Annotated in this window: 23 protein-coding genes; 7 read left to right on the top strand and 16 right to left on the bottom strand. The window is 66.2% G+C overall.

The window, feature by feature from the left end; genetic code table 11:
- Nucleotides 1–29: 29 nt before the first annotated feature.
- Nucleotides 30–1,985, bottom strand: a complete 1,956-nt coding sequence (locus tag AC1DK9_RS01330; RefSeq protein WP_476914781.1) for an ATP-binding protein — start codon at nt 1,983–1,985, stop codon at nt 30–32.
- Nucleotides 1,986–2,067: 82 nt separating this feature from the next.
- Nucleotides 2,068–2,490 (bottom strand): DUF7793 family protein, encoded by a 423-nt coding sequence (locus AC1DK9_RS01325; protein ID WP_476914780.1) that lies wholly within the window; start codon nt 2,488–2,490, stop codon nt 2,068–2,070.
- 410 nt (nt 2,491–2,900) lie between these two features.
- Between AC1DK9_RS01325 and AC1DK9_RS01320 the strand changes: the two genes are divergently transcribed.
- Nucleotides 2,901–3,104, top strand: coding sequence for a hypothetical protein (locus AC1DK9_RS01320; RefSeq protein WP_476862168.1), 204 nt, complete (start codon nt 2,901–2,903; stop codon nt 3,102–3,104).
- Nucleotides 3,105–3,235: 131 nt separating this feature from the next.
- Entirely contained in the window at nt 3,236–4,483 is a 1,248-nt protein-coding gene (locus tag AC1DK9_RS01315) for an NYN domain-containing protein (RefSeq protein ID WP_476914779.1), read from the top strand.
- On the opposite strand, the gene AC1DK9_RS01310 is transcribed toward AC1DK9_RS01315, so the two are convergent.
- The 8 genes from AC1DK9_RS01310 to AC1DK9_RS01275 all read right to left on the bottom strand — a co-directional run bounded on the left by AC1DK9_RS01310 (nt 4,480) and on the right by AC1DK9_RS01275 (nt 10,929).
- Entirely contained in the window at nt 4,480–5,445 is a 966-nt protein-coding gene (locus tag AC1DK9_RS01310; RefSeq protein ID WP_476862166.1) for a sugar kinase, read from the bottom strand. The two genes, AC1DK9_RS01315 and AC1DK9_RS01310, sit on opposite strands and share 4 nt — an antisense overlap.
- Nucleotides 5,442–6,116: a bifunctional 4-hydroxy-2-oxoglutarate aldolase/2-dehydro-3-deoxy-phosphogluconate aldolase gene (locus tag AC1DK9_RS01305; protein ID WP_476914778.1), complete on the bottom strand. Its 675-nt coding sequence runs from the start codon at nt 6,114–6,116 to the stop codon at nt 5,442–5,444. Before AC1DK9_RS01305 ends, AC1DK9_RS01310 begins: the two co-directional genes overlap by 4 nt.
- Nucleotides 6,117–6,176: 60 nt before the next feature.
- Complete coding sequence (locus tag AC1DK9_RS01300; RefSeq protein WP_476862164.1) at nt 6,177–6,944, bottom strand: SDR family oxidoreductase; 768 nt, start codon at nt 6,942–6,944, stop codon at nt 6,177–6,179.
- The gene (locus AC1DK9_RS01295; protein WP_476914777.1) at nt 6,941–7,975 is read right to left on the bottom strand and encodes a zinc-dependent alcohol dehydrogenase; all 1,035 of its coding nucleotides are present in this window, start codon (nt 7,973–7,975) and stop codon (nt 6,941–6,943) included. Before AC1DK9_RS01295 ends, AC1DK9_RS01300 begins: the two co-directional genes overlap by 4 nt.
- Nucleotides 7,976–8,026: 51 nt before the next feature.
- Nucleotides 8,027–8,749: an amino acid ABC transporter ATP-binding protein gene (locus AC1DK9_RS01290; RefSeq protein ID WP_476914776.1), complete on the bottom strand. Its 723-nt coding sequence runs from the start codon at nt 8,747–8,749 to the stop codon at nt 8,027–8,029.
- A 14-nt stretch (nt 8,750–8,763) separates the two neighbouring features.
- On the bottom strand, nt 8,764–9,453 hold the full coding sequence (locus tag AC1DK9_RS01285; protein WP_476914775.1) for an amino acid ABC transporter permease: 690 nt from the start codon (nt 9,451–9,453) through the stop codon (nt 8,764–8,766).
- On the bottom strand, nt 9,446–10,117 hold the full coding sequence (locus AC1DK9_RS01280; protein WP_476862160.1) for an amino acid ABC transporter permease: 672 nt from the start codon (nt 10,115–10,117) through the stop codon (nt 9,446–9,448). Before AC1DK9_RS01280 ends, AC1DK9_RS01285 begins: the two co-directional genes overlap by 8 nt.
- Before the next feature lie 86 nt (nt 10,118–10,203).
- Nucleotides 10,204–10,929 (bottom strand): transporter substrate-binding domain-containing protein, encoded by a 726-nt coding sequence (locus tag AC1DK9_RS01275; protein WP_476914774.1) that lies wholly within the window; start codon nt 10,927–10,929, stop codon nt 10,204–10,206.
- A gap of 321 nt (nt 10,930–11,250) precedes the next feature.
- Between AC1DK9_RS01275 and AC1DK9_RS01270 the strand changes: the two genes are divergently transcribed.
- The gene (locus AC1DK9_RS01270; RefSeq protein ID WP_476914773.1) at nt 11,251–11,985 is read left to right on the top strand and encodes a GntR family transcriptional regulator; all 735 of its coding nucleotides are present in this window, start codon (nt 11,251–11,253) and stop codon (nt 11,983–11,985) included.
- On the opposite strand, the gene AC1DK9_RS01265 is transcribed toward AC1DK9_RS01270, so the two are convergent.
- From AC1DK9_RS01265 to AC1DK9_RS01240, 6 genes are all read right to left on the bottom strand, one after another.
- Complete coding sequence (locus AC1DK9_RS01265) at nt 11,982–12,731, bottom strand: SDR family NAD(P)-dependent oxidoreductase (protein WP_476915231.1); 750 nt, start codon at nt 12,729–12,731, stop codon at nt 11,982–11,984. The two genes, AC1DK9_RS01270 and AC1DK9_RS01265, sit on opposite strands and share 4 nt — an antisense overlap.
- 14 nt (nt 12,732–12,745) lie before the next feature.
- Complete coding sequence (locus AC1DK9_RS01260) at nt 12,746–13,588, bottom strand: fumarylacetoacetate hydrolase family protein (RefSeq protein ID WP_476914772.1); 843 nt, start codon at nt 13,586–13,588, stop codon at nt 12,746–12,748.
- 119 nt (nt 13,589–13,707) lie between these two features.
- Nucleotides 13,708–14,901 (bottom strand): fumarylacetoacetate hydrolase family protein, encoded by a 1,194-nt coding sequence (locus AC1DK9_RS01255; RefSeq protein ID WP_476914771.1) that lies wholly within the window; start codon nt 14,899–14,901, stop codon nt 13,708–13,710.
- Complete coding sequence (locus tag AC1DK9_RS01250) at nt 14,898–16,385, bottom strand: aldehyde dehydrogenase (NADP(+)) (RefSeq protein ID WP_476914770.1); 1,488 nt, start codon at nt 16,383–16,385, stop codon at nt 14,898–14,900. Before AC1DK9_RS01250 ends, AC1DK9_RS01255 begins: the two co-directional genes overlap by 4 nt.
- Entirely contained in the window at nt 16,382–17,728 is a 1,347-nt protein-coding gene (locus tag AC1DK9_RS01245) for an L-fuconate dehydratase (RefSeq protein WP_476914769.1), read from the bottom strand. The genes AC1DK9_RS01250 and AC1DK9_RS01245 overlap by 4 nt, the downstream gene beginning before the upstream one ends.
- Before the next feature lie 134 nt (nt 17,729–17,862).
- Nucleotides 17,863–18,591 (bottom strand): GntR family transcriptional regulator, encoded by a 729-nt coding sequence (locus tag AC1DK9_RS01240; protein WP_476862153.1) that lies wholly within the window; start codon nt 18,589–18,591, stop codon nt 17,863–17,865.
- A 220-nt stretch (nt 18,592–18,811) separates the two neighbouring features.
- On the opposite strand from AC1DK9_RS01240, the gene AC1DK9_RS01235 reads away from it, so the two are divergent.
- The 4 genes from AC1DK9_RS01235 to AC1DK9_RS01220 all read left to right on the top strand — a co-directional run bounded on the left by AC1DK9_RS01235 (nt 18,812) and on the right by AC1DK9_RS01220 (nt 24,175).
- Nucleotides 18,812–20,146 (top strand): MFS transporter, encoded by a 1,335-nt coding sequence (locus AC1DK9_RS01235; RefSeq protein ID WP_476914768.1) that lies wholly within the window; start codon nt 18,812–18,814, stop codon nt 20,144–20,146.
- A gap of 133 nt (nt 20,147–20,279) precedes the next feature.
- Entirely contained in the window at nt 20,280–21,308 is a 1,029-nt protein-coding gene (locus tag AC1DK9_RS01230) for a DUF6454 family protein (RefSeq protein ID WP_476914767.1), read from the top strand.
- Nucleotides 21,309–21,349: 41 nt separating this feature from the next.
- On the top strand, nt 21,350–23,047 hold the full coding sequence (locus tag AC1DK9_RS01225; protein ID WP_476914766.1) for a phospholipase C: 1,698 nt from the start codon (nt 21,350–21,352) through the stop codon (nt 23,045–23,047).
- 195 nt (nt 23,048–23,242) lie between these two features.
- Nucleotides 23,243–24,175 (top strand): alpha/beta fold hydrolase, encoded by a 933-nt coding sequence (locus tag AC1DK9_RS01220; protein ID WP_476862149.1) that lies wholly within the window; start codon nt 23,243–23,245, stop codon nt 24,173–24,175.
- Nucleotides 24,176–24,177: the final 2 nt, after the last annotated feature.

Raw genomic sequence — 24,177 nt, 5'->3', positions numbered from 1 at the left:
GACGCCGACAGCGTGTCAATGGGGGTGGCTTACCCCAGGAACGTTCGATGGATGTCGCTGCCGTAGCGGCCGATGATGTCCCGTTTAGCTCTTTTGAACGCTTCGAGATCTCCGGCATGGCCGTGCTGCTCGACGCGGCGCCGGGCGAGCTCGTCCGCGATGACGTCCAGGAAGAGTTCGGCCAACAGCAGGCGTGCCGAATCGCGGAAGCGTCCGCGACCGTCGACGTACAGCTGGACCGTGGGCGCGGCGGTGTTGATGATGACCTTTCGTTCTTCCGGGCTGTAGACGGCACGGTCGGCGGTGTTGTGCAGGCTGCGGAAGTCGTAGCCCGTGAAAAGGTCGACGCCGTGGTCCCGGCTCGCGCGGTGGCCCTCCCGATGCGCCGCCGGTTGCACCCCCGCCTCGGCGCGCACGGCGCCTGCCGCCACGGCAAGGTGCGGCGGCTGGTCGACGCTGCGGCGCGAGGCATGTTCGGCGACAACGATTTCGCACAACGCCCAAAAGTCGCCGGCCCGGACGGTCAGTTCCCCGCGCTCGCCCGCCCGCTCCCCCACTACGGTCCATTCAACTCGCCGGGTCTGCCCCAGCTCAGCCACGGCGATCGGCACCGGTTCCGGGTCGATCCGCAGCGAACCGGGGAGATCCACCTCGAACGTGAGCATCCCGCCGTCGGGCAGCCGGGCCGGATCCAGCAGGAGGGACACTCGGAACGGGTGCCCCGGCGGACGGTAGTAGAAGGGGGTGGTGAACCGCAGCGCGGCGGGCTGCTCCCCAAGCGTGAGGCCCTCGCCGCCGGACGCCGGATCCGTCTCCAGCCCGAGATCGACGACGGCGGCCTCGTTCATATGCTGCAGCAGCTGCTCGATCATTTCGGCGGTGCGGCCCGACGTCGTGGCGCGCTCAAGATGCGTGAGCTTCTCCTTCTCGGCCTGCACGGCACCGGCGATCATCCGGCTGACGGCCTCGGAGAACGCCGCCACGAAGGGGTCCCGGGGGTTCAGTCCCTCCCGTTCGTCGCTGATGATGGCCCGGCCGCGGCCCAGCATCCCGGTCAGGGCGTCACAGGACACCGTGCCGAAGAGGTATTCGGTGCCCACCTGGTTTTCAAAAGCGAACAGTTGGCAATCCAGCGCCGCCTTCCCGGAGAGGACGACGAGGCCGTTGGTGCGTTCGTCCCCCTTGAGTGTGAGTTCGGTGGCCTTGGCGCGTTTCAGCGTGAGGGTGAAGGGATGCGCCTGGCCTTCGAAGCTGACGCTTCCAGGCTGGTCCGGGCCGAGCAGCACGTCCGCCGCAGGCTCCCGGAACCGGACCGGCTCGCGGCGGCCCTCTCCCGAACCGGGTTGCCCGTGCTCCAACTCGACGCTGCGCCGGTCCAGCACCGCACGGAGGTAGAAGTTGTCGGACAGGGACTGCAGCAGGGTGCTGTATTGGGTGATCCGGACGCGAGGATTGTCGACGACGACGCTCACCCGGGTGCCGCTGGCGTCCGGTGCTACATCGATGCCAAGCCGGGCGTAGTCGGCCGGGAACGCGCGGCGGTCCTCGCCGCCGTCGTCGTACAGGTAGCCGCCGTTTTCGCCGCGGAAGACGTCGATCCGCGTGAAGCGGCCGTCCTGGATGGTCTCGATCCAGCCGTGTCCCAGGCCGAAGATCGCCTGTTTCAGGCCGCGGCCGAAGTAGCCGCGGCCGTCGCCCTCGCCGCGGGCGAGTGGGCTGTGCGCGCCGCCGTAACTGAGGATCCGGCCCGCCTGCTCGAAGGACATGCCCTCCGCCTGGTCGCCGACCATCAGCACGGCCCCGGTGAGATGCCGCTCGTACCGGACATGGATTCGGCCGCTGACCTGGGCGCCGGCCTTTTCGAGCCGGGCGTAGCTGTCGTCGCTGTTGGTGATCAGCTCCACCAGCGCCTTCTCCACCGAGGCGAAACGCCGCGAGTCGATCCCGATTACGCGCTGGTCCACTTGGATTTCGGCAACCGTCATGAAGATTCCCTCGCCGCTGTTAGCACGCACCGGAGGCGCGCACGCCGTCTACCGGGACAGTAGCAGTCCGGCGGGCGTCAGCCTAGGGAGTTGTGGCCGCGGACTGCCGGCCGGATTCGTCCTGCGGCTCGGTGGTGTCCATGAGGGTGTTGAGCCACTCGACGGCGTCCGACCGAGAGGTGAAGAATTCATGCGGGTACTGGGTGTCCCGGCTGGTAGCGGCGGCCACCACACGGTCCACCGCACTGGATCCGAGGACAGCGATGGCGCTGACGTCGGACGACTTGGCGAATTCGTAGCGGGCCGCGGCGCTGATTTCGACGTCGGCCATGACGGAGAGCATCGGCATCCGCCGGCCCTGGCAGATCCGCTCGGTCGCTTTCATGGCATCGCGGGCATCGTCCACGTCGACGAAGGATCCGGGGGTCCACACCGATTCGATGATGCCGCCGCTGATCCGCAGGGTGTTCTTCCCGCCGGCAGCGTGGATGGTTTCTGGCATCATCTGGCCAATTCTAGGTGCGGCATGCCTCAGCACCGGGACAACACGGCCGGGGCCAGCGACAAACCCGAAAGTGACGCCGAACCAGCCCCGCCACCGGCTGCCGTAACGGCCCGATCAGCTGTGATGAGTCTCACCCGCAATAATCGCCATCTGGCTTGAGCCGCCGCGCGGCCGCTGTGCATCATGAAAAGGCAGGCCGGGACCGCTACCCGGCAGGCAGAGCCCCGAGCCGGAGACCGACGCGATGCGCCGGAACCAGTCGAGGGGCGCCATCCTGGTGGACGCAATGAGGCCAAACCGGTGAGCTCGCAGAGCTACCCTCGGCCGCAGGCGTTCCTGGTTTGGCCACGGCGGCTCCGCATCGGTGCGGCAGCCGGACACCCCGGATTCAGAAATGGAAGCACTGAACAATGACGTTTGAAACTGCCAACCACGCTGTCACCCACAAGCTCGTAGACCGCTCTACGATGCACCACGAACTCGATGCCTTGGTCCACGACCTTTCGGTCCGGCACAACACCGCCAAGTCCAACATCGCGGTCCACGCCAGCGGCCCGAACACCTTCACCCTCAGCCTGAACGGCGCGGCCAACCTCGATTCGGCCTCCGCTTAACAGCACCAGCACGCAACAGCACGACGACGGCGGGAGGCTACCGCCGTCGTCGTTGCTTCTGCGGACGACGGCGGCGCGGCGCCCCCACGAGCCTCTCCCCTCCCCGAGGCTCCGGCTGGCAGACTGGGCCGATGACCGATCCCCTTCACCAGTCCCGACGGCCCGGGATCCGCGCGGCCATGTTCGTGGATTTCGACAACGTCTACACGGGGCTGCTGGCACTGGACCCCGCGGCCGCGAAGAGGTTCGCCGAGGATCCCAAGCATTGGACCGAGGCACTGGCGGACGGGGTTAGCGGTGAGGAATCCCGACGCTTCCTGATCCGCAACTGCTATCTCAACCCCGTCATCTATTCCAAATACCGGCCATATTGGACCCGGGCGGGCTTCCGCGTGATCGACTGCCCCTCCCTCACCCAGCGGGGCAAGAGCAGCACCGACATCAACCTGGTGCTGGATGCGATGGACGCATTGTCCGGCGCTGCACATATCGAGGAATTCTTCGTCGCCTCCGCGGACGCAGACTTTACGTCCTTGGTGCAGCGGTTCCGCGCCGCCGACCGAATGACGACGGTGATTGCTGCCGGCGCCGTAGCCTTCGCGTACCGGGAGATGGCCGACAGCGTGGTGGAATCCCACGACTTTGTGTCCATCCTGAGCGGGACGTCGCTGGAGCCGATCCACGCCGTGGAGGCTTCCAAGCAGCCAAATGTCCAGACCCCTGCCAAGGCGAAGCCGAAATCCGCGTCACCCGCAGTCCGTGAGGTGGTCAAGTTGGTCCGCAGCGCTCAGGGACCGGTTGTCGGCGCGATGGTGGCCCACCGGGCGCTCGCGGCTGACCCCTCGCTGAAGACTGACTGGGGCGGGGCCGGCAAGTTCGGAACCTGGGTGGCCCAGCTCGGCCAAAACGTCCAATACTCCCCGTCGCAGGGCGGCTGGGTGTGGGACGCCAAGCGGTTTTCAATCGAGGACCTCCCGGCCGCCACGGATGTGCAGCCCGGCATCGAGGAGCAGGTCGCCCGGGTGACAGACGTCCCTGCGCTCTCGGCAGCCCAGTTCCGGCAGGTGTTCGTGGCCTTGGCTGCGCGGCTTCGCGAGCAGGGGCTGAACCGCAACGAGCTGCCTAGGCTTGTGCGCGACGACTGCGTCAGCGCGGGCCAGCCGGTCTCCCGCAACGCCGTGAACTTCATCCTGCAGGGACTGGCCTACGCCAATTTCCAGCTCAACGATGACGCCACCCCGGCCGGTCTCGCCGCCGCGTGGACCGCGAATGTGGAAGAGCTCTGCCGGGTCGCGCTGATGGAGTTCGACGACGCCGAAAAGCTCGCGTTGAAGCGCTGGGCCAGTGGCGGACTGCTGGAGGCCGCAAACCGTCCCTAGCGCGTGACTGCTTCGTTTTGTGCCAGCAGGCCAAGTTCGGCCCGGCGCGGGAGCCCCTCCCAGTCTCCGTAGGCGAGGCAGGCGAAGGCGCCCGTCTTCGCGGCCAACTCGAGTCGCTGTGCCGGGGAGCCTCCGGCCATAAGTTCTGACAGGTAGCCGGCCACGAATGCATCTCCTGCACCGACGGTGTCCACCACTTCAATTGGCACGGCGTCCTGCTGGAAGAATTCGCCGTCAATGCAGGCGACGGCGCCCTCGCTGCCAAGCTTGACCACTGCCTGGCCAGGACCCAGGCTGGCCATCCGTTCCGCCAGCTCAGCCGGGCTCGTCGCGTTGCCGACCGCCAGGGCTGCTTCTTCGTCGCCGGCAAAGACTACGTCGGCCAGCGGGATCAGCCCGCGGTAGGCGTCTGCCGCTGCAGCCGTGGTCCAGAGGTTGGACCGGTAGTTGAGGTCGAAAGAGACGGTCACCCCGCTGGCCCTAGCGATCTGCATGGCTTCGCGGACGGCAGCTGCCGCGGACCCGGACAACGCAGGTGTAATGCCGCTGACGTGCAGAACCGAGGCGCCCGCGATCAACAGCGGGTCCAGGTCCGCCGGTGCGAAGCGCGAACCGGCGCTACCCGCCCGGTAGTAGCTCACCTTCTGCGTCGAGGCAGTGCGGCGCTCCTTCAGCATGAGCCCGGTCGGCGCGGCTTGATCCTCCGTTATCCTCAGCGTCACGCCCTCCGCCCGAATCTCCCGGGTGACGAGCTGCCCCAGGGCGTCTGCGCCCACCCTTCCGCACCACACGGCGTTGCCTCCGAGTCGTTGCACGCCGATGGCCACGTTCGATTCGGAGCCGCCGATGCCGAGCCCCATCGTCGCAACGTGAGCCAGCGGTCCCGGCTGACCCGCGGTCAGGAGCGCCATGGTCTCTCCCATGGTCACCAAGTACGGTCCTGCCGGGACAGGGCCGCTCATTTCGCTGCCTGTGCCTCGGCCACCAGGCCGCGCAGCCGGACAGCCCGTTCGGTGAGCTGCTTTCGGTCTCCGCCGTGGAAGGCGTCTCCGATCAGCGGGCCGCCCATACTGACGGCGAGGGCTCCTGCCCTGATCCAGGCTGCGGCGTCCGCGATGTCCACGCCTCCTGACGGAACGACTTCGATGTCCGGAAAGGGACCCCGGAGCATGGACACGTAGCCCGCGCCCACCAGCGACGCCGGGAATACCTTCACGGCCGTGGCTCCCGCAGACCAGCCTGCGAGCAACTCCGTGGGCGTCAGTCCACCCGGGTAGATGGGAATCCCCTCCTCGACGGCTGCTGCGACGATTTCCGGGTTCGTCGACGGAGTTACCAGGTACTTCGCCCCGGCATCGATTGCCCTCATCGCCTCGGCCACCGTGGTGACGGTTCCCACTCCGAATTCTGCAGCGTCGCCGAAGCGCTGCTGCAGCCGCGGAAGTTCCTCGAAGACTCCGGGCGTGCTCAATGTCAGTTCGACGCTGAGGACACCACCGGTGAGCAGCGCTTCAATGACCGGCGCGCAGTCGCGGGCGTGGGCCGCACGCAGGACCGCGATCACCCGTGTCTCGAGCAGGATTTGCGACGGCGCGGGCCGGACGGCCACGGCCTGGCTTGGGGTGGGGCACACAGGACATTCCTTACGATCGGGTGGTTCCGGGCGTGTGATTCAGCAGGACACGTGGTCGCGTCAGCGGCCGAGCCAGCCGCCGTCGACGGGCAGGATCACGCCGTTGACATAGTCCGAAGCCCGGGAAGCCAGGAAGACCGTTGCGCCGACGAGGTCGTCGGGGCGCCCCCAGCGGCCCGCAGGAATGCGCTCGATGATGCCCTTTTCGCGAACCGGATCGTCCTGCAGCGCTTGGGTATTGTCGGTGGCAATGTAGCCCGGGGCTATGGCATTCACGTTCACGCCCCTGGGCGCCCACTCGTTGGCCAGCGCCTTGGTGAGACCGGCGACGCCGGCCTTGGACGCCGTGTACCCCGGCACGTTGATGCCGCCCTGGAAGCTCAGGAGCGAGGCCGTGAAAATCACCTTGCCGCTGCCGCGCTCCACCATCGCCCCGCCGAGTTCCCGGCTCAGCACAAATTGGCTGGAGAGGTTGACTTCGATGACTTGGTCCCACAGTTCGTCGGGGTGTTCCGCGGCAGGCTTCCGGGCTATCGTGCCGCCATTGTTGACCAGGATGTCTATCGGGCCCATGGTCAACAGGTCGTCAGCGAGTCCGCGAACGGCGTCGCGGTCGGCAAAATCCGCGCTGAGGCCGGTGAAACGGCGCCCAAGGCTGGTGACCCGTTGCTCGACGACGCTCCCGTCGGGCTCGAGCGTGGCGGAGACCCCGATGATGTCCGCTCCGGCCTCTGCCAGCGCCGTTGCCATGGCTAGGCCGATGCCGCGCCGCGCCCCGGTGACGACGGCTGTTTGCCCCGTGAGGTCGAAAAGAGCTCCGGCATTCATGAGGTGGCCTCGGCAGTCGCGCGGCAGTCGACCAAGACCTTCATGGCGCCCCCCGATTCCAGCGCCTGGAAGCCTGCCTCGACGTCGTGCAGGGCGACGACCCGCGAGATCAACCGCCGCGCCGGGACCGACCCTGCCGCCACCAGCCGAACTGCCTCCTCAAAGTCCTCGCGCTGATAGAGGCGGGCACCAAACATCTCCAGTTCCCGCCAGAAGAAGCGGTGCAGATCGATCTCCTTGGGCCGCGGATGGATCGCGACCATGACCAGCCGTCCCCGGGTGGTGAGGACCTCGACGGCAGAGTTCACGCCTGCCGCGGCGCCGGAGACCTCGAAGGCCACGTCGGCTCCGGCCCCGGACGTTTCCCGCATCACCAGGTCCATCAGGTCCTGCTCCCGCGGGTCCACCGTGGCGATGCCCGATTCCTGCGCAAGCGCCCGCCGGGCGGGATCCAGTTCGACCAGCACGACGCGCGCTCCCCGCTGCAGCGCAACCGACGCGATGAGCTGCCCGACCGGGCCGCCGCCGATCACGACGACGAATTCGCCTTCCGCCAGCCTCGCCCGCCGGACATCGTGGACCGCCACGGCGGTCGGCTCGATCAGTGCCGCCTCGTCCAGCGCAAGGTCCGTCGGCAAAGCAACAACGACTTCCGCCGGCACGTTCCAGTAGTTCTGCATGGAGCCGGCCGAGTCGATGCCGATGAAGTCCAGTTTGTGGCAGACGTTCCCGTGCCCGCGGGTGCACGCTGCGCAGGATCCGCACGACAAGGTGGGCATGACGGTGACCGGCTGGCCTACGGACCATCCGGTCACGCCGTCGCCCAGGTCCGCGATGGTCCCGGACATCTCGTGGCCGATGATCGCCGGCATGCTGACGCGGGAGTCCATGTCGCCATGGAAGATGTGCAGGTCGGTGCCGCACAGCCCGGTGTAGGACACGGCGATCTGCACTTCTCCCGGCCGGGGCGGGTCAGGCGGCAGTTCGCTGGTGCTGAAGGTGCGGGATCCGTTGTACGTGGCGGCGGTCATCGAGACAGGCTCCTTGCGGTGGTGGGAAAGGTGTGGCGGGGCCGCGAGCGGCTAGAGAACCTTGCTCAGGAACCCCTGGGTGCGCGCATGGCGCGGCGAGGAGAAGATCTCCTCCGGCGTGCCTTCTTCCACGATCAGGCCTTGGTCCATGAACAGCACCCGGTCGGCCACTTCGCGGGCGAATCCCATTTCGTGGGTGACGACCACCATGGTCATCCCCTCGCTCGCCAGGTCCTTCATGACCGTCAGGACTTCGCCGACGATTTCGGGGTCAAGCGCCGAGGTCGGTTCGTCGAAGAGCATGATTTTCGGGTCCATCGCCAGCGCCCTGGCGATGGCGACGCGCTGCATCTGCCCGCCGGAGAGACTTCCCGGGAAGACGTCCATTTTCGCCGCGAGGCCCACTTTGGCCAGCAACACCTCAGCCTTGGCCCGGGCCTCTTCTTTCGAGACTTTGGCGACTTTCAGCGGGGCCAGCATGACATTGTCAATGACGCGGAGGTGCGGGAAGAGGTTGAAGTGCTGAAACACCATCCCAGCTTCCTGCCGGACCAGGTTGATGTTCGTCTTCGAATCGTCCAGCCGGTGCTTGTTAATGACGATGCTGCCGGAGGAAATCGATTCGAGGCCGTTCATGCACCTCAAAAAGGTGCTCTTCCCCGAGCCCGAGGGGCCGATGACGCACACGACTTCCCGTTCACGGATGTGGCAGTCGACGCCCTTCAGGACATGGACGGGGCCGAATTTCTTGTGCAGGTTCTCAACAAAAATCACTTTTGAATTCCGATCTAGAGGCCCGCGGGCTCTGGGACTTTGAGAGGGTCGACGTGGATGCCAGTCCGTTTCTCGTACAGCCGGCCCAGCCAGGAGATGCCGTAGCAAATGACGAAGTACATCGCGGCTACGATCAGGAAGGTCTTGATGGGATCGCCGGTCAGGTTGGTGACGACGTTTCCTGCGTGGGTCAGCTCGAGCAGGCCGGTGACGGTGACCAGGGACGAATCCTTGACCAAGCCGATGAGGAACCCGATGCCCGGTGGAACCATGATCTTGACGGCCTGCGGGAGGATGACGTACCGCAGCTTCCGCCAGTAGTCGAGCCCCAACGCGTCGGCCGCTTCGCTCTGGCCCTTGGCCACGGCTTCGATGCTGCCTCGCACGATTTCAGCCACGTAGGCGGCGGCGAAGCAGGTCAGCGCGATGACGGCGGAGGAGAACTTGTCCGGTTCCAGGCCCGGAAACAGCAGCGGGATGCCGAAAAACACGAAGAAGATGATGACCAGGATGGGAATGCCGCGAACGCAGCTGATGTAAATGGTGCTGATCCACCGGGCAATCCTGCTTGGCGAGGTCCGGGCGATGCCGAGAACCAGGCCGAAAATTACGCCCAGGATGCCGGAGACGGCGCAGAGCTGAAGGGTCAACCAGGCACCCTCAAGCAGCGGCAGGAGGTCCTGCCATTCGAAAGGCCTAAACATGCGTCCCCACCGCCCACCGGAAGATCGTCGTCTCGGCCCGCTTGGAGATCAGTGACATCAGTGCGGAGACCGCGAGATATAGGAGGCCGCCGACCGCGAGGACTTCAATGGTCCGGTACGTGGTGTTGCTGACGCTCATGATCGCGTTGGTCAGTTCAGGGAGCGAGATGATAGATCCAATCGACGAGGCCAGGAACAGCAGGATGAGCTGATTGGTCAGTGCGGGGAAAACGTTCCGGGTGGCTGGAAGCAGAATGATGTAGCGGACGATCTGGGCGGGTTTCATGCCCAGCGCCTTGCCGGCTTCACGCAGGCCGCGGGGCACCGATTCGAACCCGGCCCGGTAGATCTCGGCCGTGTACGCGGCGTTGTTCAACGTCAGTCCGATCACGGCGGCCCAAACAGGCTCAAGGTTGACGCCCAGGGCGGGGAGGGCGAAGTAGATGAGGTACAGCTGCACGAGCAGAGGCGTGTTGCGAATGGCCTCGATGTAGAACGTGCAGAGAACACTGAGCGGTTTTCCGGGCCCGACTTTCCCCAGGTAGACGAGGACACCGAGCGCGCTTCCGGCCAGCATGGCCACGAGTGTGATGTACAAACCGGTCCAGAGCCCCTCGAGAAGAAGCGAGGAGTAAGGGAGAAGGTCTCCGAAATATAAAGCCATGTGCAAGTGGTCCTGTCCGTGAACGGCAGCGCGGGTGGAGGCTTCCTGAACCTCCACCCACGCTGGAGGGCGCGTCCGAAATACTGTTAGTGGGCGAGGAAGGGCGGCAGACTCAGCCCGAACCACTTCTGCAGCGAAGCCTCGTTCTGTCCGGAGATGTTGTAGTTCCGGATGAAGTTATTCAGATAGTTGAGCCAAGTCTGGTCACCCTGCTTGACCCCGATCGAGAACAGTGCCGGCTTGATCGGGTCGCCCTTGAGGACCTGGAACTTGGACGGGTCGTTCTTCACTAGGCCGCCAACGATGGCGTTGTTTTCAATCAGGGCGTCCACCTTGCCGCTCTTGAGCGCCTGGATCGAGTCCGCCGTCGTGTTGAAGCCGGTCACCTTGGCCTTCGGGAAACTGGACTTGAGGATCTGTTCGCCCACGCTTCCCCTCGAGGTGGCCACGGATTTGCCGTCCAGGTCGGCGTAGCTGGCGATCGGGCTTCCCGCCGGCACCATGAAGACCGTGGAGCTGGCGGCATACGGGTCAGACATCTCAACCACCTGGGCCCGCGCATCCGAGGCGGTGAACGTGGCAATCACGGCGTCCGCCTTGTCGGTCTGCAGCAGCGGGATACGGCTCTCATTCGTGGCGGTAACGAACTCAACCTTTGCCCCCAGCGAGGTGCCGAGCGCGTTGGCGAGGTCAATGTCGAAGCCCTCGCGGCCGCCCGACGAATTCATGAACCCGTAGCCCGGCGAGTCGGCGCTGACGGCGATCCTGACCGTCTTCGACTTGAGGATCTGGGTGAGGTGGCTGTCTGCCACGGCTCCTGTGCCGGCGCCGGCGTTTGCAGCGCCGCCCGATGAGCAGCCCCCCAACGCCAGGGCCAAAGCGACAGCCGGAACAAGAAGCAACTTCGGTGTTGCTCTGAACATGGGAACTCTCCTGTGATCGTTACTGCGTATGGGTAGCGGGCGCTGGCGGCAGCCCGGGCCTCTCCTGCCGCTGACGCGACGAGGATCGTATAGGAATATGTTGTATCATATATGCAATGTGATCCAGGTCAAGCTTTGTGAATTAGGTCTGTCGCACAAACGCCAGCGCGCCGCCCGCAGAGTCCGGGCGGCAACCGAGAGGAAAGACAAATGACGGCACCTACCGCAAGCGACGCCACGACGGCCAGGGTCGCTGCCGGCGGGGTCTATTCGGCGCTCCGCCAATCGATCCTGGACGGCGAAATTACGCCGGGCACGCGCATCAACATCGACGCAGTCTCGCGGCGGCTAGGGGTGTCGCACACGCCTGTGCGGGAGGCTCTGCAACGTCTTGAGGGTGACAACCTGCTGACGTATGTCCCGAGCCGGGGGTACAGCACCACCCCGCTGCTGAGCCTCGCGGAGCTCCGCTCCCTGTTCGAATTCCGGCTCCTGGTTGAGCCGTGGGCGGCACGCTCGGCCGCGGTTGAGCGCCTGACAAACCCCTCCGGGGCGCTGCGGACCGAGCTCGCGGGGCTCGAGCGCAATGTCGATGTCACAGCAAATCTGCGTCAGGACCTCGTGGGTCACGACGCCCGCTTCCACGCCCTGATCCTGGCGTCGGCCGGCAACGAGGTTGTTCAGCAGGCGTACGTGCAGACCCACTGCCACCTGCACATGTTCCGGCTCTATCCCGCCGATTTGGACGGCCGGATCACCCTGCTGGAGCACCGGGGCATCCATGAAGCCATTGCCGCCCGGGACCCGGGCGCTGCGGAGGCGGCGATGAGTGAGCACATCCGCAACTCGTTCTACCGCTTCGCAAAGGCCTTCGATGAGGAACCGCCGGCCCTGGCCGAGGCCACGCTCGTGCGCATGGCCCCGGGCCGACCGGCTGCCTCCTAACCGGCCGGCCGCAGGCGCAGCGCCTGCATGCCGCCGTCGACGGCCAGTTCGGTACCCGTGGTCGAACCGGCCAGGGGGCTTGCGAGGTAGGCGATCGCCGCCGCGACCTCGTCCGGGGTGACGAGCCGGCCGTGCGGCTGGCGGGCCTCAAGTGCCGCCCGTTCCGCTGCCGGATCCCCTGCACGGCTGAGCAAACGACTGACCCACGGAGTGTCGGCGGTGCCCGGATTGACGCAGTTGACCCGGATACCTTCACGAATGTGGTCGGCGGCCATGCTGAGCGTCAGGGCGCGCACGGCTCCCTTGGTGGCCGCGTAGAGGGCCCGCTCCGGCAACCCTGCGGTGGCAGCGATGGACGAGGTATTGACGATCGCTGCGGCGTGAGACTGCCGGAGGTACGGCAGCGCGGCCCGGCTTACGCGCACGGCGCCCACCACGTTGATATCGAAGACGCGGTGCCATTCGGCGTCGTCGTTGTCCGCGACGGTGCCCTGCGCACCGATCCCAGCATTGTTAATCACGACGTCGATCCCGCCCAGTGCCCGCGCCACCTGCTCGACCGCCCCGCGCACCGAAGAATCATCGGCGATGTCGCATTGGACCGCGAGCGCGGGAGCGGGCACAGCATCCGGGTTGAGGTCCAAAACGGCCACTCGGGCACCACGGCTCAGCAGGTGCGACGTCGTGGCCGCACCTATGCCGGATGCGCCCCCGGTAACGATGACCCTGATGCCTTCAAACTCCATGCCTGGCACCCCGCTCACGCTACGAACTCATGGCGCTGGCGTCCGATGCCTTCGATTTCGATCTCCACAACATCGCCGGCTTTCAAGTAGGGAAAGCGTCCGGAGAGGGCCACCCCCTCCGGAGTGCCGGTGCAAATCAAGTCGCCCGGTTCAAGCACCATGTACTGGCTCAGGTTCCACACGATGGTCTCGACGTCGAAGATCATGTCCGCCGTGGAGGAGTCCTGGCGCAGTTCCCCGTTGACCCAGCTGCGCAGCCGCAGGTTGTCGCTTTCCACCTCATCGGCGGTGACCAGATAGGGCCCGGCGGGGCAGAACCCCGGGGAACTCTTGCCCTTGGACCACTGGCCGCCGGAAACGTTCAGCTGGAAATCCCGTTCGGACAGGTCATCGACCACGACGAATCCGGCAATGTGGTCGCGGGCGGCTTCCCTGGACTCGAGGTAGGAGGCGCGGCTGCCAATGACGACGCCGAGTTCCACCTCCCAATCTGTCCGGGTGGATCCTCGCGGGATGGCCACCGGATCATCCGGGCCGCCGACGGTGTTGGGTGTCTTGAGGAAAATGACCGGATGCTCGGGCGGTTCCGCACCGGATTCCGCTGCGTGCGCGGCGTAGTTCAGGCCGACGCAGATGACGGCTGACGGCCGGGCAATAGGGGGGCCGTAGCGGACGCCGGTGGAATCGACTTCCGGCAGTGTCCCGGCAGCCAGTGCTGCGGCCGCCGCCGCCGGTCCGCCTTCGGACAGGAAGCGTCCGTCGATCGCCGGGGTCAGGCTGCTGAGCGAATAATGCCGGCCCTCGTGGACGAGAACCGGCTGCTCGGCGCCCTGGGCGCCGATCTGTGCAAACTTCATGGATTTTCCTTTCGAGCTTCGAGGTATACGCAAAAGGACGACGGCGGAAACCAGCCGCCGCCGTCCTTCTGAATAGCACGGACCGCCGCCCCACTCTCCGGCCGGGCGTCCAAGGCGGGTCAGCCGGCGCTGACGGAGGATTCCTGGACGATGCTTTGGTCGTGCAGATAGCCGAAGAGTTCCCGCAGGCCGTAGGACCACGGCGGCAGTTCTTCCGCGGCTCCGACACGGTTGACGAGGGCACCCAGGTGGCTGCTGCGGATCGTCACGAGGTCGCCTGGCCGGTGGGTGAAGCCCTGACCGGGCTCATCCCGGTCCTGGGTCGGCGCGAACAGCGTCCCGGTGAAAAGCGCAAACCCGTCCGGGTACTGGTGGTGCTTGCCAAACGTTGCCGCCACAAGTTCCTCAAACGGCCTGCTGATCCTCGCCACAGAGTTCCGACCTTCCAGCGCGTAGCCGTCCTCTCCCTGCACGCGGAGCAGGATTTCTTCCTGCCGCAACGTCTCCAGGGTGAAGCTGTCGTCGAACAACCGGATCAGTGGACCCAAGGCGCTGGACGCGTTGTTGTCCTTCGCTTTGCCAAGCAGGAGCGCGCTCCGGCCTTCCACGTCCCGGAGATTGACGTCGTTTCCGAGCGTTGCGCCCACAACGGCGCCCGTTGAGCTGGCCAAGAGCACCAGCTCCGGTTCCGGGTTGTTCCACGAGGAGAATGAAGGAATTCCGATTCCTGCGCCGAGACCCACCGAGGAGAGCACCGGAGCTTTCGTGAAGACCTCGGGGTCCGGGCCTATGCCGACCTCCAGGTACTGGGACCATAGCCCCTCGGCGACTAGCACTTTCTTGGCCTCAGCCGCTTGCGCCGACCCCGGGCGGATGGCGGCCAGGCTGCCGCCAAGCGCGCGGCCCACCAGCTCGCGCATCTCGAGGGCGCGGCTGGCGTCTCCGCCGCAGCGCTCCTCAATGACGCGCTCGATCATGCTGTCCACGAAGGTCACGCCGCAGGCCTTGATGACCTGAAGGTCCACCGGGGCAAGGAAGTGCGGGCGGTCCGTTTCCTGCACCAGGGATGCGCTGATAACGTCGGCGGTGCTCCATCGGGGGCGGGTCAGCGCGGCCCGAACAGCGGCCGGCAGGTCGGGAAGTTCGAGGAGTTCGGAGACCGTCCCGGCTAGGCCGGTCAGGTCGTAGACTTCACCCTCCTCGACCGCAACCACCCTTGGGCCTGCCGTTTCGGGATCCCAAAGCCGGCCCACCAGCAGGGCCCGTGCCGCATCGTCCGGCAGGACGGAGACCGTGGGAGCGGGCGCGCTCACGGCTGCTGCTCGCTTTGGCCTGCGCGTTCGGCGGCCGCGGGCAGTTGCCAGGTCCCGTCGACACGCTGCGGCACTTTCCACGGGTTGGCATCCCGTAGGGGTTCCGGCAACTGTCCTTCCGGGAAGGACTGGTAGGCCACGGGACGAAGGAAACGGCGGATGGCGGCAGTGCCGACCGAGGTGGTGGCCGACGTCGTCGCCGGGTAAGGCCCTCCGTGGTGCTGGGCATAGCTGACCGTGACGCCCGTGGGCCAGCCGTTCCAGAGCACGCGGCCGCTGATGTCCGTCAGGCGTGCGGCGAGCTCGGCGACGTCGTCGTCCGGCTCCGCCTGGAGGGTGGTGGTGAGCTGTCCCTCCAGGAGCTGGGCGAGCGCGGGGAGCTCGGATTCGTCGTTGTACTCCACCAGCACACTGGCGGGCCCGAACATCTCCTGCCGGAGGATCGACGGCTCCTGGCGCACCGCGGCCGATGTGGTGTGCAGCAGCGTGGGCGCCGGGGTCTCGGCGAAGTCGCCCTCGACCAGGACATCCACCCCTGCCCCGCTTTGCAGCGAGCGGACAGCGTTCGAGAACCCCTCATGCAGCCGGTCGCTGAGCAGCCGGGCCGGAGCGAAGCCGGCCAGGGCGCCAGTCACGACTTCCCTGACCGCCTCGGTCTGGCCGCCCGGGACAAACAGCAGTCCCGGCTTGGTGCAGAACTGGCCCATGCCCATCGTGAAGGAGCCCGCATAACCGCTAAGGATCTCGTCACGCCGCCGGGCCCAGGCGTTTGCGGTCACGAAGACGGCATTGATGCCGCCCAGTTCGCCGTAGAACGGGATCGGATCCGGTCGGGCGTTGGCGCGGTCGAACAGCGCCCGGCCGCCCGCCGTCGAACCGGTGAAACCGATGGCTTTCACCAAGGGGTGGTCCACCAGGCCCTCGGCAGCCGCCCGTCCGGTGACGAGCGAGAAAAGCCCGGCGGGGGCACCAGCCGCATCCAGCGCCCCCACGACCGTCTCGGCCGTGCGCAGGGCGAGGTTCAAGTGCCCGTCATGGGCCTTGTGCACGACGGCACAGCCGGCAGCGAGCGCCGAGGCGCTGTCCCCGCCGATCACGCTGAAGGCAAAGGGGAAGTTGGAGGCGCCGAACACGCCGACGACGCCGATTGGCACGTTGAGCCGGCGCAGGTCCGGCCGCGGGCCCATTCCCCACTGCGCATCGGCGTGGTCGATGGTCGCGTCGAAGTGCTCGCCGGCACGGATTTCCGCCGCAAAGAGGCGGAGCTGGAAGACGGTGCGCTTCAGCTCGCCACGGAGCCGGGCCTCGCCGAGGTGCGTCTCCTGGTCCGCCAGTTCCACCAGCGCATCCGCGTCCGCCGCCAAGGCATCAGCCACGGCCTCGAGCCAGCTTCCGCGGGTCCGGGGATCCGCGGTTCGGCCTTTTTCGAATGCGGCGTGCGCCGCCTCGACTTTGGCTGCCAGTTCGGAAACCGCCGTGCTCATCGGACCGACCCGGTGGGCGTCATCGTGGCGCCCGTGACGGCGGCGCGGTTGCCGACTTCAAGCCAGCCGGCGCCGCCCGGAAATTCCCACCGGGAGCGCGAGGCACTGATCATTTCGGCGCCGGTGCCCGGCAGTTGCGGCGCGGCGTAGCGGCCGTTGACGATGCGGACCGGCTCGGCGAAGTGCTCGTGGAGGTGGTCCACGTACTCGATCATGCGACCGTCCTGGCTGCCGCTGACCGCGGCGTAGTCAAAGAAGGAGAAGTGCTGGACCAGCTCGCACAGCCCGACTCCGCCCGCGTGCGGGCAGACAGGCACCTGGAAGCGGGCGGCGAGGAGCAGGTTGGCGATATTTTCGTTGACGCCGCCGACGCGGGTGGAGTCCAGCTGGAGTACGTCGATGGCCCCGGCCTGCAGCAGCTGCTTGAAGACGATGCGGCTGGCGACGGCCTCGCCGGTGGCTACACGAATGGGAGAGACACCCTTGCGGATGTCGGCGTGGCCCAAGATGTCGTCGGTGCTTGTGGGCTCCTCAATCCAGTAGGGGTTGAACTCGGCGAGCTGGTTGACCCACTCGATCGCCTCGGAGACTTCCCAGCGCTGGTTGGCGTCGATGGCGATGGGCAGATCTCCGACCGCCTGCCGTGCCAGGGCCATCCGKCGGCGGTCGTCGTTAATATCGCCGCCGACTTTGAGCTTGATCATGGAGAAGCCGTCKGCWGCMGCTTCCTTGCTGAGCCGCACCAGCTTCTCGTCGCTGTAGCCCAGCCAGCCGGGCGACGTCGTGTACGCCGGGAAACCTTCTGCCTTTAGGGACGCGATGCGGGCGGCCTTGCCGTCCTCGCCGGCCCGCAGGATGTCGAGTGCCTGCTCGGGGCTCAGCGCATCCCGGATATGGGTGAAGTCGACGACGTCGACAATCTCCTCGGCGGGCATTTCACTGAGCAGGAGCCACAGGGGCTTGTTCTCGCGGCGTGCGCGGATGTCCCAGAGGGCACTTACGAGCGCACCGCAGGCCATCTGGGTGACGCCCTTTTCCGGGCCGAGCCAGCGGAGCTGGGAGTCGTGGACGAGGCGCTTGGAGGCGCCGCCCAGGTCGTAGATGAGTTCCTCGATGTCGCGGCCGAGCAGCAGCTTGGCGTAGGCATCAATCGCATGCGTGAGGATCTCATTGCCTCGGCCGCAGCTGAAGACGAAGCCGTGGCCCTCGTCGCCCGCGTCGGTGCGGATGACGACGTAGGCGGCCGAGTAGTCGGGGTCAACGTTGACCGCGTCGGAGCCGTCAAGTTCGAGGGACGTGGGGAAACGTACGTCCTGGGTATGGATGGAAGTGATGGAAGGCACAGTTATCTTCTCTCTGGTCAATTCAACGAGTGGACGCAATTCCTATATGAATTTAGCTAATCATATAGGAAGAGTGATCCAGATCAAGTGCCAGGGAAATAAAGAAGCCCCGGCCGGTTGGCCAGGGCTTCAATTCAGTCGACGATATGCCTTCGCGGGGGACCGCTTTCCTCCAGTGGAGGTAGGTCCTCGCTCCCCTCGAACGCCTGGGCGAACCGGGAGAACGAATTTCGAATATGCTGCGCCATCGCCTGTTCCGCCTGGTCCGGCAGGCATTGCGAGATGGCATCCCGCACGGCGGAGTGCTCCGCCGCAGTGATGGCGCCGTCGATGTCCGCCGGGTAAAGCCTGAAAGTGTGCAGGTGGCAGTGCGTCTGCGCGAAGGCGTGCCGGACCACCGGGTTCCCGGCCGCGGCGAGGATGGTGTCGTGGAAGCGGGTGTCATGGGCAACCAGATCCTGCCTCAGCTCACCCCCCGCCTCCATGGTGGCGCGAAATTCGGAGAGCTCCCTTTCGAGCGCTGCTGCCGGGTTGGCGAGGCGGTCCACCGCCGCGGACCGCGCTGCCCATGGCTCCACCAGCAACCGGAACTCGAAGAGTGCGCGCAGCGCCGGGAGGTCCAGCAACGGTGTGGTGCTGTAGCCGCGGCCAGGGCTGTAGACCACAAGGTTGTCGCCCTCGAGCCGCTGAAGCACTTCCCGGACCGGCGTTTGCGACACACCCAGGCTGCGGGACACCGCATCAATGTTGATGCGCGTTCCGGGCGCAATTTCGCCCTTGAGGATCGAAGCTCGCATCGAAGCGTAGACGTCGCTGACGCCCGCTTTGCTCTTGGACGCATCGGACGGTTGACGAGGGGGCACGCGGTTACCTCTTTGTGCTGGTTGAACGGAGTCGCTGTGGGAATCATAAGCCACGGCCCGACGGGCGCTGTGTCGCAACATTTGCCGGCCGGTATCCGTCCCGTCTCGCGCCCTCTATATGATTGGCCGGGTTTCGGCATGGCTTTGAAGACGGCATGCACTGCGTGTACTCTCCCGGCGCTCGGGCGCCCGAAGCTTCATCGACGTCAAAGGAGACCGTATGACTGCCCTGGGCAATGGGCGCCCGGCCCCACCGTCCCCGGCGGTAGCCACCACTATGTCCCGCAAGCGCTGGGTGATCATCTGGCTCGCCTTCGCCGGGCTGAGCATAAATTACCTGGACCGCTCCAGCCTGGGCGTGGCGCTGCCGTTCATGGGTGAGGACTTCCAGCTCTCAGCGACACAGCAGGGGCTCATCTTTGCCGCCTTTTTCTGGGCCTATGACTTCTGCCAGCTGGCGGCCGGCTGGTACGTGGACAAAGTCGGGCCCCGGAAGTCCTTTTCGCTGGCGGCGGTGTGGTGGTCCGTCTTTACTGTCGCGACCGCCGTCGCACAGGGTTTCTGGTCGCTGTTCGCCGCCCGGTTCCTGCTCGGAGTCGGTGAGAGCCCGGCTCCAAGCAGCGCTGCCAAAGTGGTGGCCACCTGGTTCCCCGTCCGTGAACGAGCCCTTGCCACCAGCATCTGGGATTCCGGGTCCCGCGTCGGGGCAGTCATCGCGCTTCCGATTATCACCTTGATCGTCGGCTTCACCTCGTGGCACGCGGTTTTCATCATTATTGGTGTGGTCGGTCTGATCTGGGCGGCAATGTGGTGGAAAAATTACCGCAACCCAGAGGAGCACCCCGGGGCCAACGCCGAGGAACTGGCCCACATCCGGGACGGTGGCGCCCGGAGCGAAGCAAGCGACCAGGAGGATGCTGCGAAGCTCCCGTGGCGTGCCCTTTTCAGATACCGCACCATTCTCAGCATGATGTTTGGATTCTTCTGCCTGAACAGCGCCATCTACTTCTTCATCACCTTCTTCCCGAGCTACCTCGTGAAGGAACGCGGTTTCGACCTGCTCAGCCTTGGCGTCTTCGGAGCCATCCCCGGCATCTGTGCGGTCGCCTTCGGGTGGTCGGCCGGCTACCTGGCCGACCGCGCGGTCCAGCGGGGAACCTCGGTGACCCGCGTCCGTAAGGCCGCCATCGCCGGCGGCCTCGTCGGCGGCTCGGTCATCATGTTCGCGGCGGTGGTTCCGGAGGCGTGGATGGCGTTGGCGCTGCTGTCCATGGCCTACTCCAGCCTCACCGTGGCCGCCACCGGAATCTGGTCACTGCCCGCGGACGTTGCCCCCAGCTCCCGGCACGTGGGATCCATTGGCGGCCTCCAGAACTTTGCCTCCAACCTGGCGGGCATCTTCACGCCCGTCCTAATCGGCGTCCTGGTGGATCAAACGGGATCCTTCGTGGCGCCCCTCGCGGTCATCGGATGCATCTCGCTGATCGGTGCCGCAAACTACCTTTTCGTCCTGGGCAAGGTAGAGCCGTTGAAGGTGCCTTCGCCCACGGCCTAGGAGCCCAACCGCGCCGCAGCCCCGATCCGTGGATCTCCTCTGCCTGCCGTTCACCAAGACTCCATAAGCGGTTCATTACCGCCGAGTAAGTTGGCGGGGTCCTGTTGAGATCCAACCTTTGRGAGGCTCCCCCATGAGCGCTACTCGCACCCGAGGCATCCTCACGGCCGCCGCATCCATCCTCCTTGCCGCGTCCGCAATCGGCGGCACGACGGCCGCCCAGGCCACCGGCGCCAACGATCGGCACGGCGGGGACGGCGCCGGCTCGGGCTCCCACCGCGAAACGGACAGCGCACTGGCCAATGCGTTCAGCGCCGTCGACCGGAACACGAACTGGCAGCAGACCGGCAAGCTGAAGCTGGACTTCCCCACCTATCACACCGAGGGAATCGCCTTCAGCGGGGACCACATCTTCCTCTCGGCCGTCCAGATCACCGAGCCGACCACAAAGTTCGCCTCCCCGCAGGGCGGTTACGACCGTACCCCCGGCAAGGGCATCGGCCACCTGTTCGTGATGGACAAGGCCGGGAAGCTGCAAAAGGACATCATCCTGGGCGAGGGCGACATGTACCACCCCGGCGGCATCGACTTCGACGGCACCAACGTCTGGGTGCCGGTTGCCCAGTACCGGCCCGACAGCAGCGCCATCATCTATCGGGTGGACGCCAAGACCCTCAATGTGCACAAGCAGTTCGAGGTGAAGGGCCACTTCGGCGGCATCGTGCTGGACAAGCAGACCGGCCATCTGGTCGGCAACACCTGGGGGTCCCGGCGCTTCGCCGAATGGGACCTTCGCGGCCGGCAGCTCTCCACCTGGCAGAACCCCAACTACTTCGTTGACTACCAGGACTGCCAGTATGTGCCCTCCTCGAAGATGCTTTGCGGCGGGGTCACCAACCTCCCGCAGACCCCGGCCGCGGGCGTCGCCGGCTCCACCTACGAACTTGGCGGGATGGCAATGATCGACCTCAAGTCCCGCAGCGTCACCCGCGACGTCCCCTTCCAGCAGTGGTCCACCGCCGGGCACGCCGCCACCCGCAACCCGTTCAAAATGACCGCCGACGGCGACCACCTCACCCTGAAGGTAGCGCCGGACAACGGCGACGAGGGAAACGGCACCGAAATCCTCACCTACGAAGCCACCGTCACCCCCGCCAAATAGCGGCTCCCGACCCACAGCAACAGAAACGAATGGACTCCCCCATGCCACAACTTGCGCACCGCTCCACCCGTAAGCGCCTCGTCGCCGCCACAAGCGCCACCGCACTGGCGGCGTCGGCCCTTGCCGCCGGCCTGATCGGCGCCGGGCCCGCCGCCGCCAGCGAAAAACACGACGAAACCGCCACGCCCATCAAGCACGTCGTGGTGATCTTCCAAGAGAACGTCTCGTTCGACCACTACTTCGCCACCTACCCGAAGGCGGCCAACATCCCCGGGGAAACCCAACAGGGCTCCGGCACCAAGGCGGCGAGCTTCACCGCGGCGAAGAACACGCCCAAGAAGATCGACACCCTGGCCATCGCGGGCCTGCTGGCACCAAACAACCCCAACTCGGTCCAGCCGTCCCGGCTCTCACCCCAGCAGGCCGTCACCTGCGACCAGGACCACAACTATGGTGCCGAACAGAAGGCGTACAACGGCGGCCTGATGGACAAGTTCGTGGAGTACACCAGCCGGGACGCGTGCGGGACCAACCAGTACGGCCGCAACGGACTGACCATGGACTACTACGACGGAAATACGGTCACCGGCATCTGGAACTACGCCCAGAACTACGCCATGAGTGACAACCACTTCAGCACCGTCTTCGGCCCCTCCACCCCGGGCGCGCTGAACCTGGTCTCCGGCCAGACGCACGGGGCCACCGAGTTCACCGCCGACGGCAAGCCCGTCACGCCGGCGGCCAGCGACTACACCGTCCGCCAACCGGACGCGAACGGCGTCGGCACCGTGATCAATGACCCGGACCCGGTCTACGACGACTGCTCAAACAGCAGCCATGCCAAGACCAACAACCTGGCCGGCATGAACGGCAAGAACATCGGTGACCTGCTCAACGCCAAGGGCACTTCCTGGGGCTGGTTCCAGGGCGGCTTCACTCCCACCACCGCCGCGTCCGGGACGAGCCCGGCGTCGTGCCTGTCCAGCCACACGAACGCCGCCGGCGCGTCCGTGGTGGACTACTCGCCCCACCACCAGCCGTTCCAGTACTACAAGTCGACGGCCAACCCCCATCACCTGGCGCCGGCGTCGGACGCGGAGATCGGCCACAATGGCCGGGCCAACCACCAGTACGACCTCACCGACTTCAACAAGGTGGTCAACACGGACAACCTGCCGGCCGTATCCTTCCTGAAGGCGGGGATGTACCAGGACGGCCACGCCGCCTACTCCGACCCGGTGGACGAGCAGAACTTCATCACCAGCACCGTCAACCAGATCCAAAAATCCAAGAACTGGGACAACACCGCCGTGGTGCTCGCCTACGACGACTCGGACGGCTGGTACGACCATGCGGCCGCCAAGGTGAAGAACTCTTCCAACAGTGCCGACGACGCACAGTGGTGCCAGAGCGCCGCCGCYCGCGGCGTTCCGATGGCCGGCGGCTACGCGGACCGCTGCGGTCCGGGCCCGCGCCAGCCGCTGGTGGTTATCTCCCCCTTCGCGAAGAAGAACTTCGTCGACCACACCGAGACTGACCAGGCCTCGATCCTGCGCTTCATCGAGGAGAACTGGCACACCGGCCAGATCGGCGATGCCTCAGCGGACGCGGCTGCCGGCTCGCTGGAGGCAATGTTCAACTTCCACAAGCAGCGCACGGACAAGGTCCTGCTCGACGAACAGACCGGCGCCGTCGCCTCGATCACCAACCACGACGGCGGCCCGACTCACCGGCGGTAACACCCGCGGAGACCTGCCTCTGGCGGGCAGACGCACAGAAACGCCACCCGGCGGTTGCCGGGTGGCGTTTCTGTTTCCCTTCGGGGAAAGTGCCCAGCGGCCGGCTGCGAGAGGCGGCCCCGCCTTTCCGGTCCAGAAACCTCTCGGCTCCGAATCAGACGTGGGCACCAGCCGCAGAAGGGGACCGTGAGGGTTTTGAATGAAACAGCCGCCGAGGCGACGACGCTGCTGCGTCATGTCCTGCCGACGGAGCTGGGTCCCTGCACAGTGCATGTCCGCCAGGACGCCGACCAGCAGGGACCGGCCTCAGGCACCGCAGATGTCTACCTGCACGGCGCGGCGGGGTCCTGGACCAATTTCGTGCCCTTGCTCTCCGGAACGCCGGCCCGTCCACAGGTCCTGATTGACCTGCCTGGCTGGGGTGAGTCCACCGAGGGTGCACGGCCGGAACAATTCGGCATCGAGGCCATGGGCCAGGCTGTCGTCGGGGTCCTCCATTCGCTCGGCTACCGCCGGTGGAACCTGGTGGGACATTCCATGGGAGGCTTCCTCGCGCTGCACATCGCCGCGGACTGGCCGGACAGGACGGCCAGCGTCGCCGCCATTTCGGCCACCACCTTCGGGGTGTCCGAGGCGGCCCGGAATCCACTGCGCGGACTGGTCGGGTTCCCGGCCTTCGTAGGAATGCTGCTGATCATGCGCTCCCTCGCGGGCCTCGGCCCAGCTGGGTCGGCCTTGGTCCGCGCAACCCGCAACTCTGCCGTGATGCGGCCACTAATGTCACCATTCTTCGCGGCTCCCGCTGCCATACCCGCGCGGGTTCTCCGTGCGCTTGGCGACGACGCCCGACCGGCTAGTTTCTCCGCAGCCAGCAGAGCCGCAGCCGGCTACGACTTTGACCGGTGGCGCGGGATCCGCTGCCCCGTGCTGGCGATCCGCGGGGACTCCGACGTATTTACCCCGAAATCCGACCTTGACCGCTTACGTGAACTGATCCCGCTCGCCCGGCTGGTGACGATCCCGGACTGCGGCCACTTCGCCAACTTCGAACGGCCGGAGGAATTAACGCGACTTCTCGAGGACCACTGGGCGCCGTTCCGGATTCAAGGCCTTCCGTCGACGGGCTGACG

The sequence above is a fragment of the Arthrobacter sp. 01T414 genome (assembly GCF_056398965.1).
This window is presented reverse-complemented; position numbering and strand designations above follow the sequence as displayed.

Excerpts from the sequence above, each read along its gene's own strand:
- AC1DK9_RS01250 (WP_476914770.1), bottom strand. The coding sequence starts at position 16,385 with ATGAGCACGGCGGTTTCCGAACTGGCAGCCAAAGTCGAGGCGGCGCAC.
- AC1DK9_RS01315 (WP_476914779.1), top strand. The coding sequence starts at position 3,236 with ATGACCGATCCCCTTCACCAGTCCCGACGGCCCGGGATCCGCGCGGCC.
- AC1DK9_RS01235 (WP_476914768.1), top strand. The coding sequence starts at position 18,812 with ATGACTGCCCTGGGCAATGGGCGCCCGGCCCCACCGTCCCCGGCGGTA.
- AC1DK9_RS01320 (WP_476862168.1), top strand. The coding sequence starts at position 2,901 with ATGACGTTTGAAACTGCCAACCACGCTGTCACCCACAAGCTCGTAGAC.
- AC1DK9_RS01260 (WP_476914772.1), bottom strand. The coding sequence starts at position 13,588 with ATGAAGTTTGCACAGATCGGCGCCCAGGGCGCCGAGCAGCCGGTTCTC.
- AC1DK9_RS01265 (WP_476915231.1), bottom strand. The coding sequence starts at position 12,731 with ATGGAGTTTGAAGGCATCAGGGTCATCGTTACCGGGGGCGCATCCGGC.
- AC1DK9_RS01295 (WP_476914777.1), bottom strand. The coding sequence starts at position 7,975 with ATGACCGCCGCCACGTACAACGGATCCCGCACCTTCAGCACCAGCGAA.
- AC1DK9_RS01310 (WP_476862166.1), bottom strand. The coding sequence starts at position 5,445 with ATGAGCGGCCCTGTCCCGGCAGGACCGTACTTGGTGACCATGGGAGAG.
- AC1DK9_RS01280 (WP_476862160.1), bottom strand. The coding sequence starts at position 10,117 with ATGGCTTTATATTTCGGAGACCTTCTCCCTTACTCCTCGCTTCTTCTC.
- AC1DK9_RS01285 (WP_476914775.1), bottom strand. The coding sequence starts at position 9,453 with ATGTTTAGGCCTTTCGAATGGCAGGACCTCCTGCCGCTGCTTGAGGGT.
- AC1DK9_RS01270 (WP_476914773.1), top strand. The coding sequence starts at position 11,251 with ATGACGGCACCTACCGCAAGCGACGCCACGACGGCCAGGGTCGCTGCC.
- AC1DK9_RS01230 (WP_476914767.1), top strand. The coding sequence starts at position 20,280 with ATGAGCGCTACTCGCACCCGAGGCATCCTCACGGCCGCCGCATCCATC.
- AC1DK9_RS01330 (WP_476914781.1), bottom strand. The coding sequence starts at position 1,985 with ATGACGGTTGCCGAAATCCAAGTGGACCAGCGCGTAATCGGGATCGAC.
- AC1DK9_RS01325 (WP_476914780.1), bottom strand. The coding sequence starts at position 2,490 with ATGATGCCAGAAACCATCCACGCTGCCGGCGGGAAGAACACCCTGCGG.
- AC1DK9_RS01300 (WP_476862164.1), bottom strand. The coding sequence starts at position 6,944 with ATGAATGCCGGAGCTCTTTTCGACCTCACGGGGCAAACAGCCGTCGTC.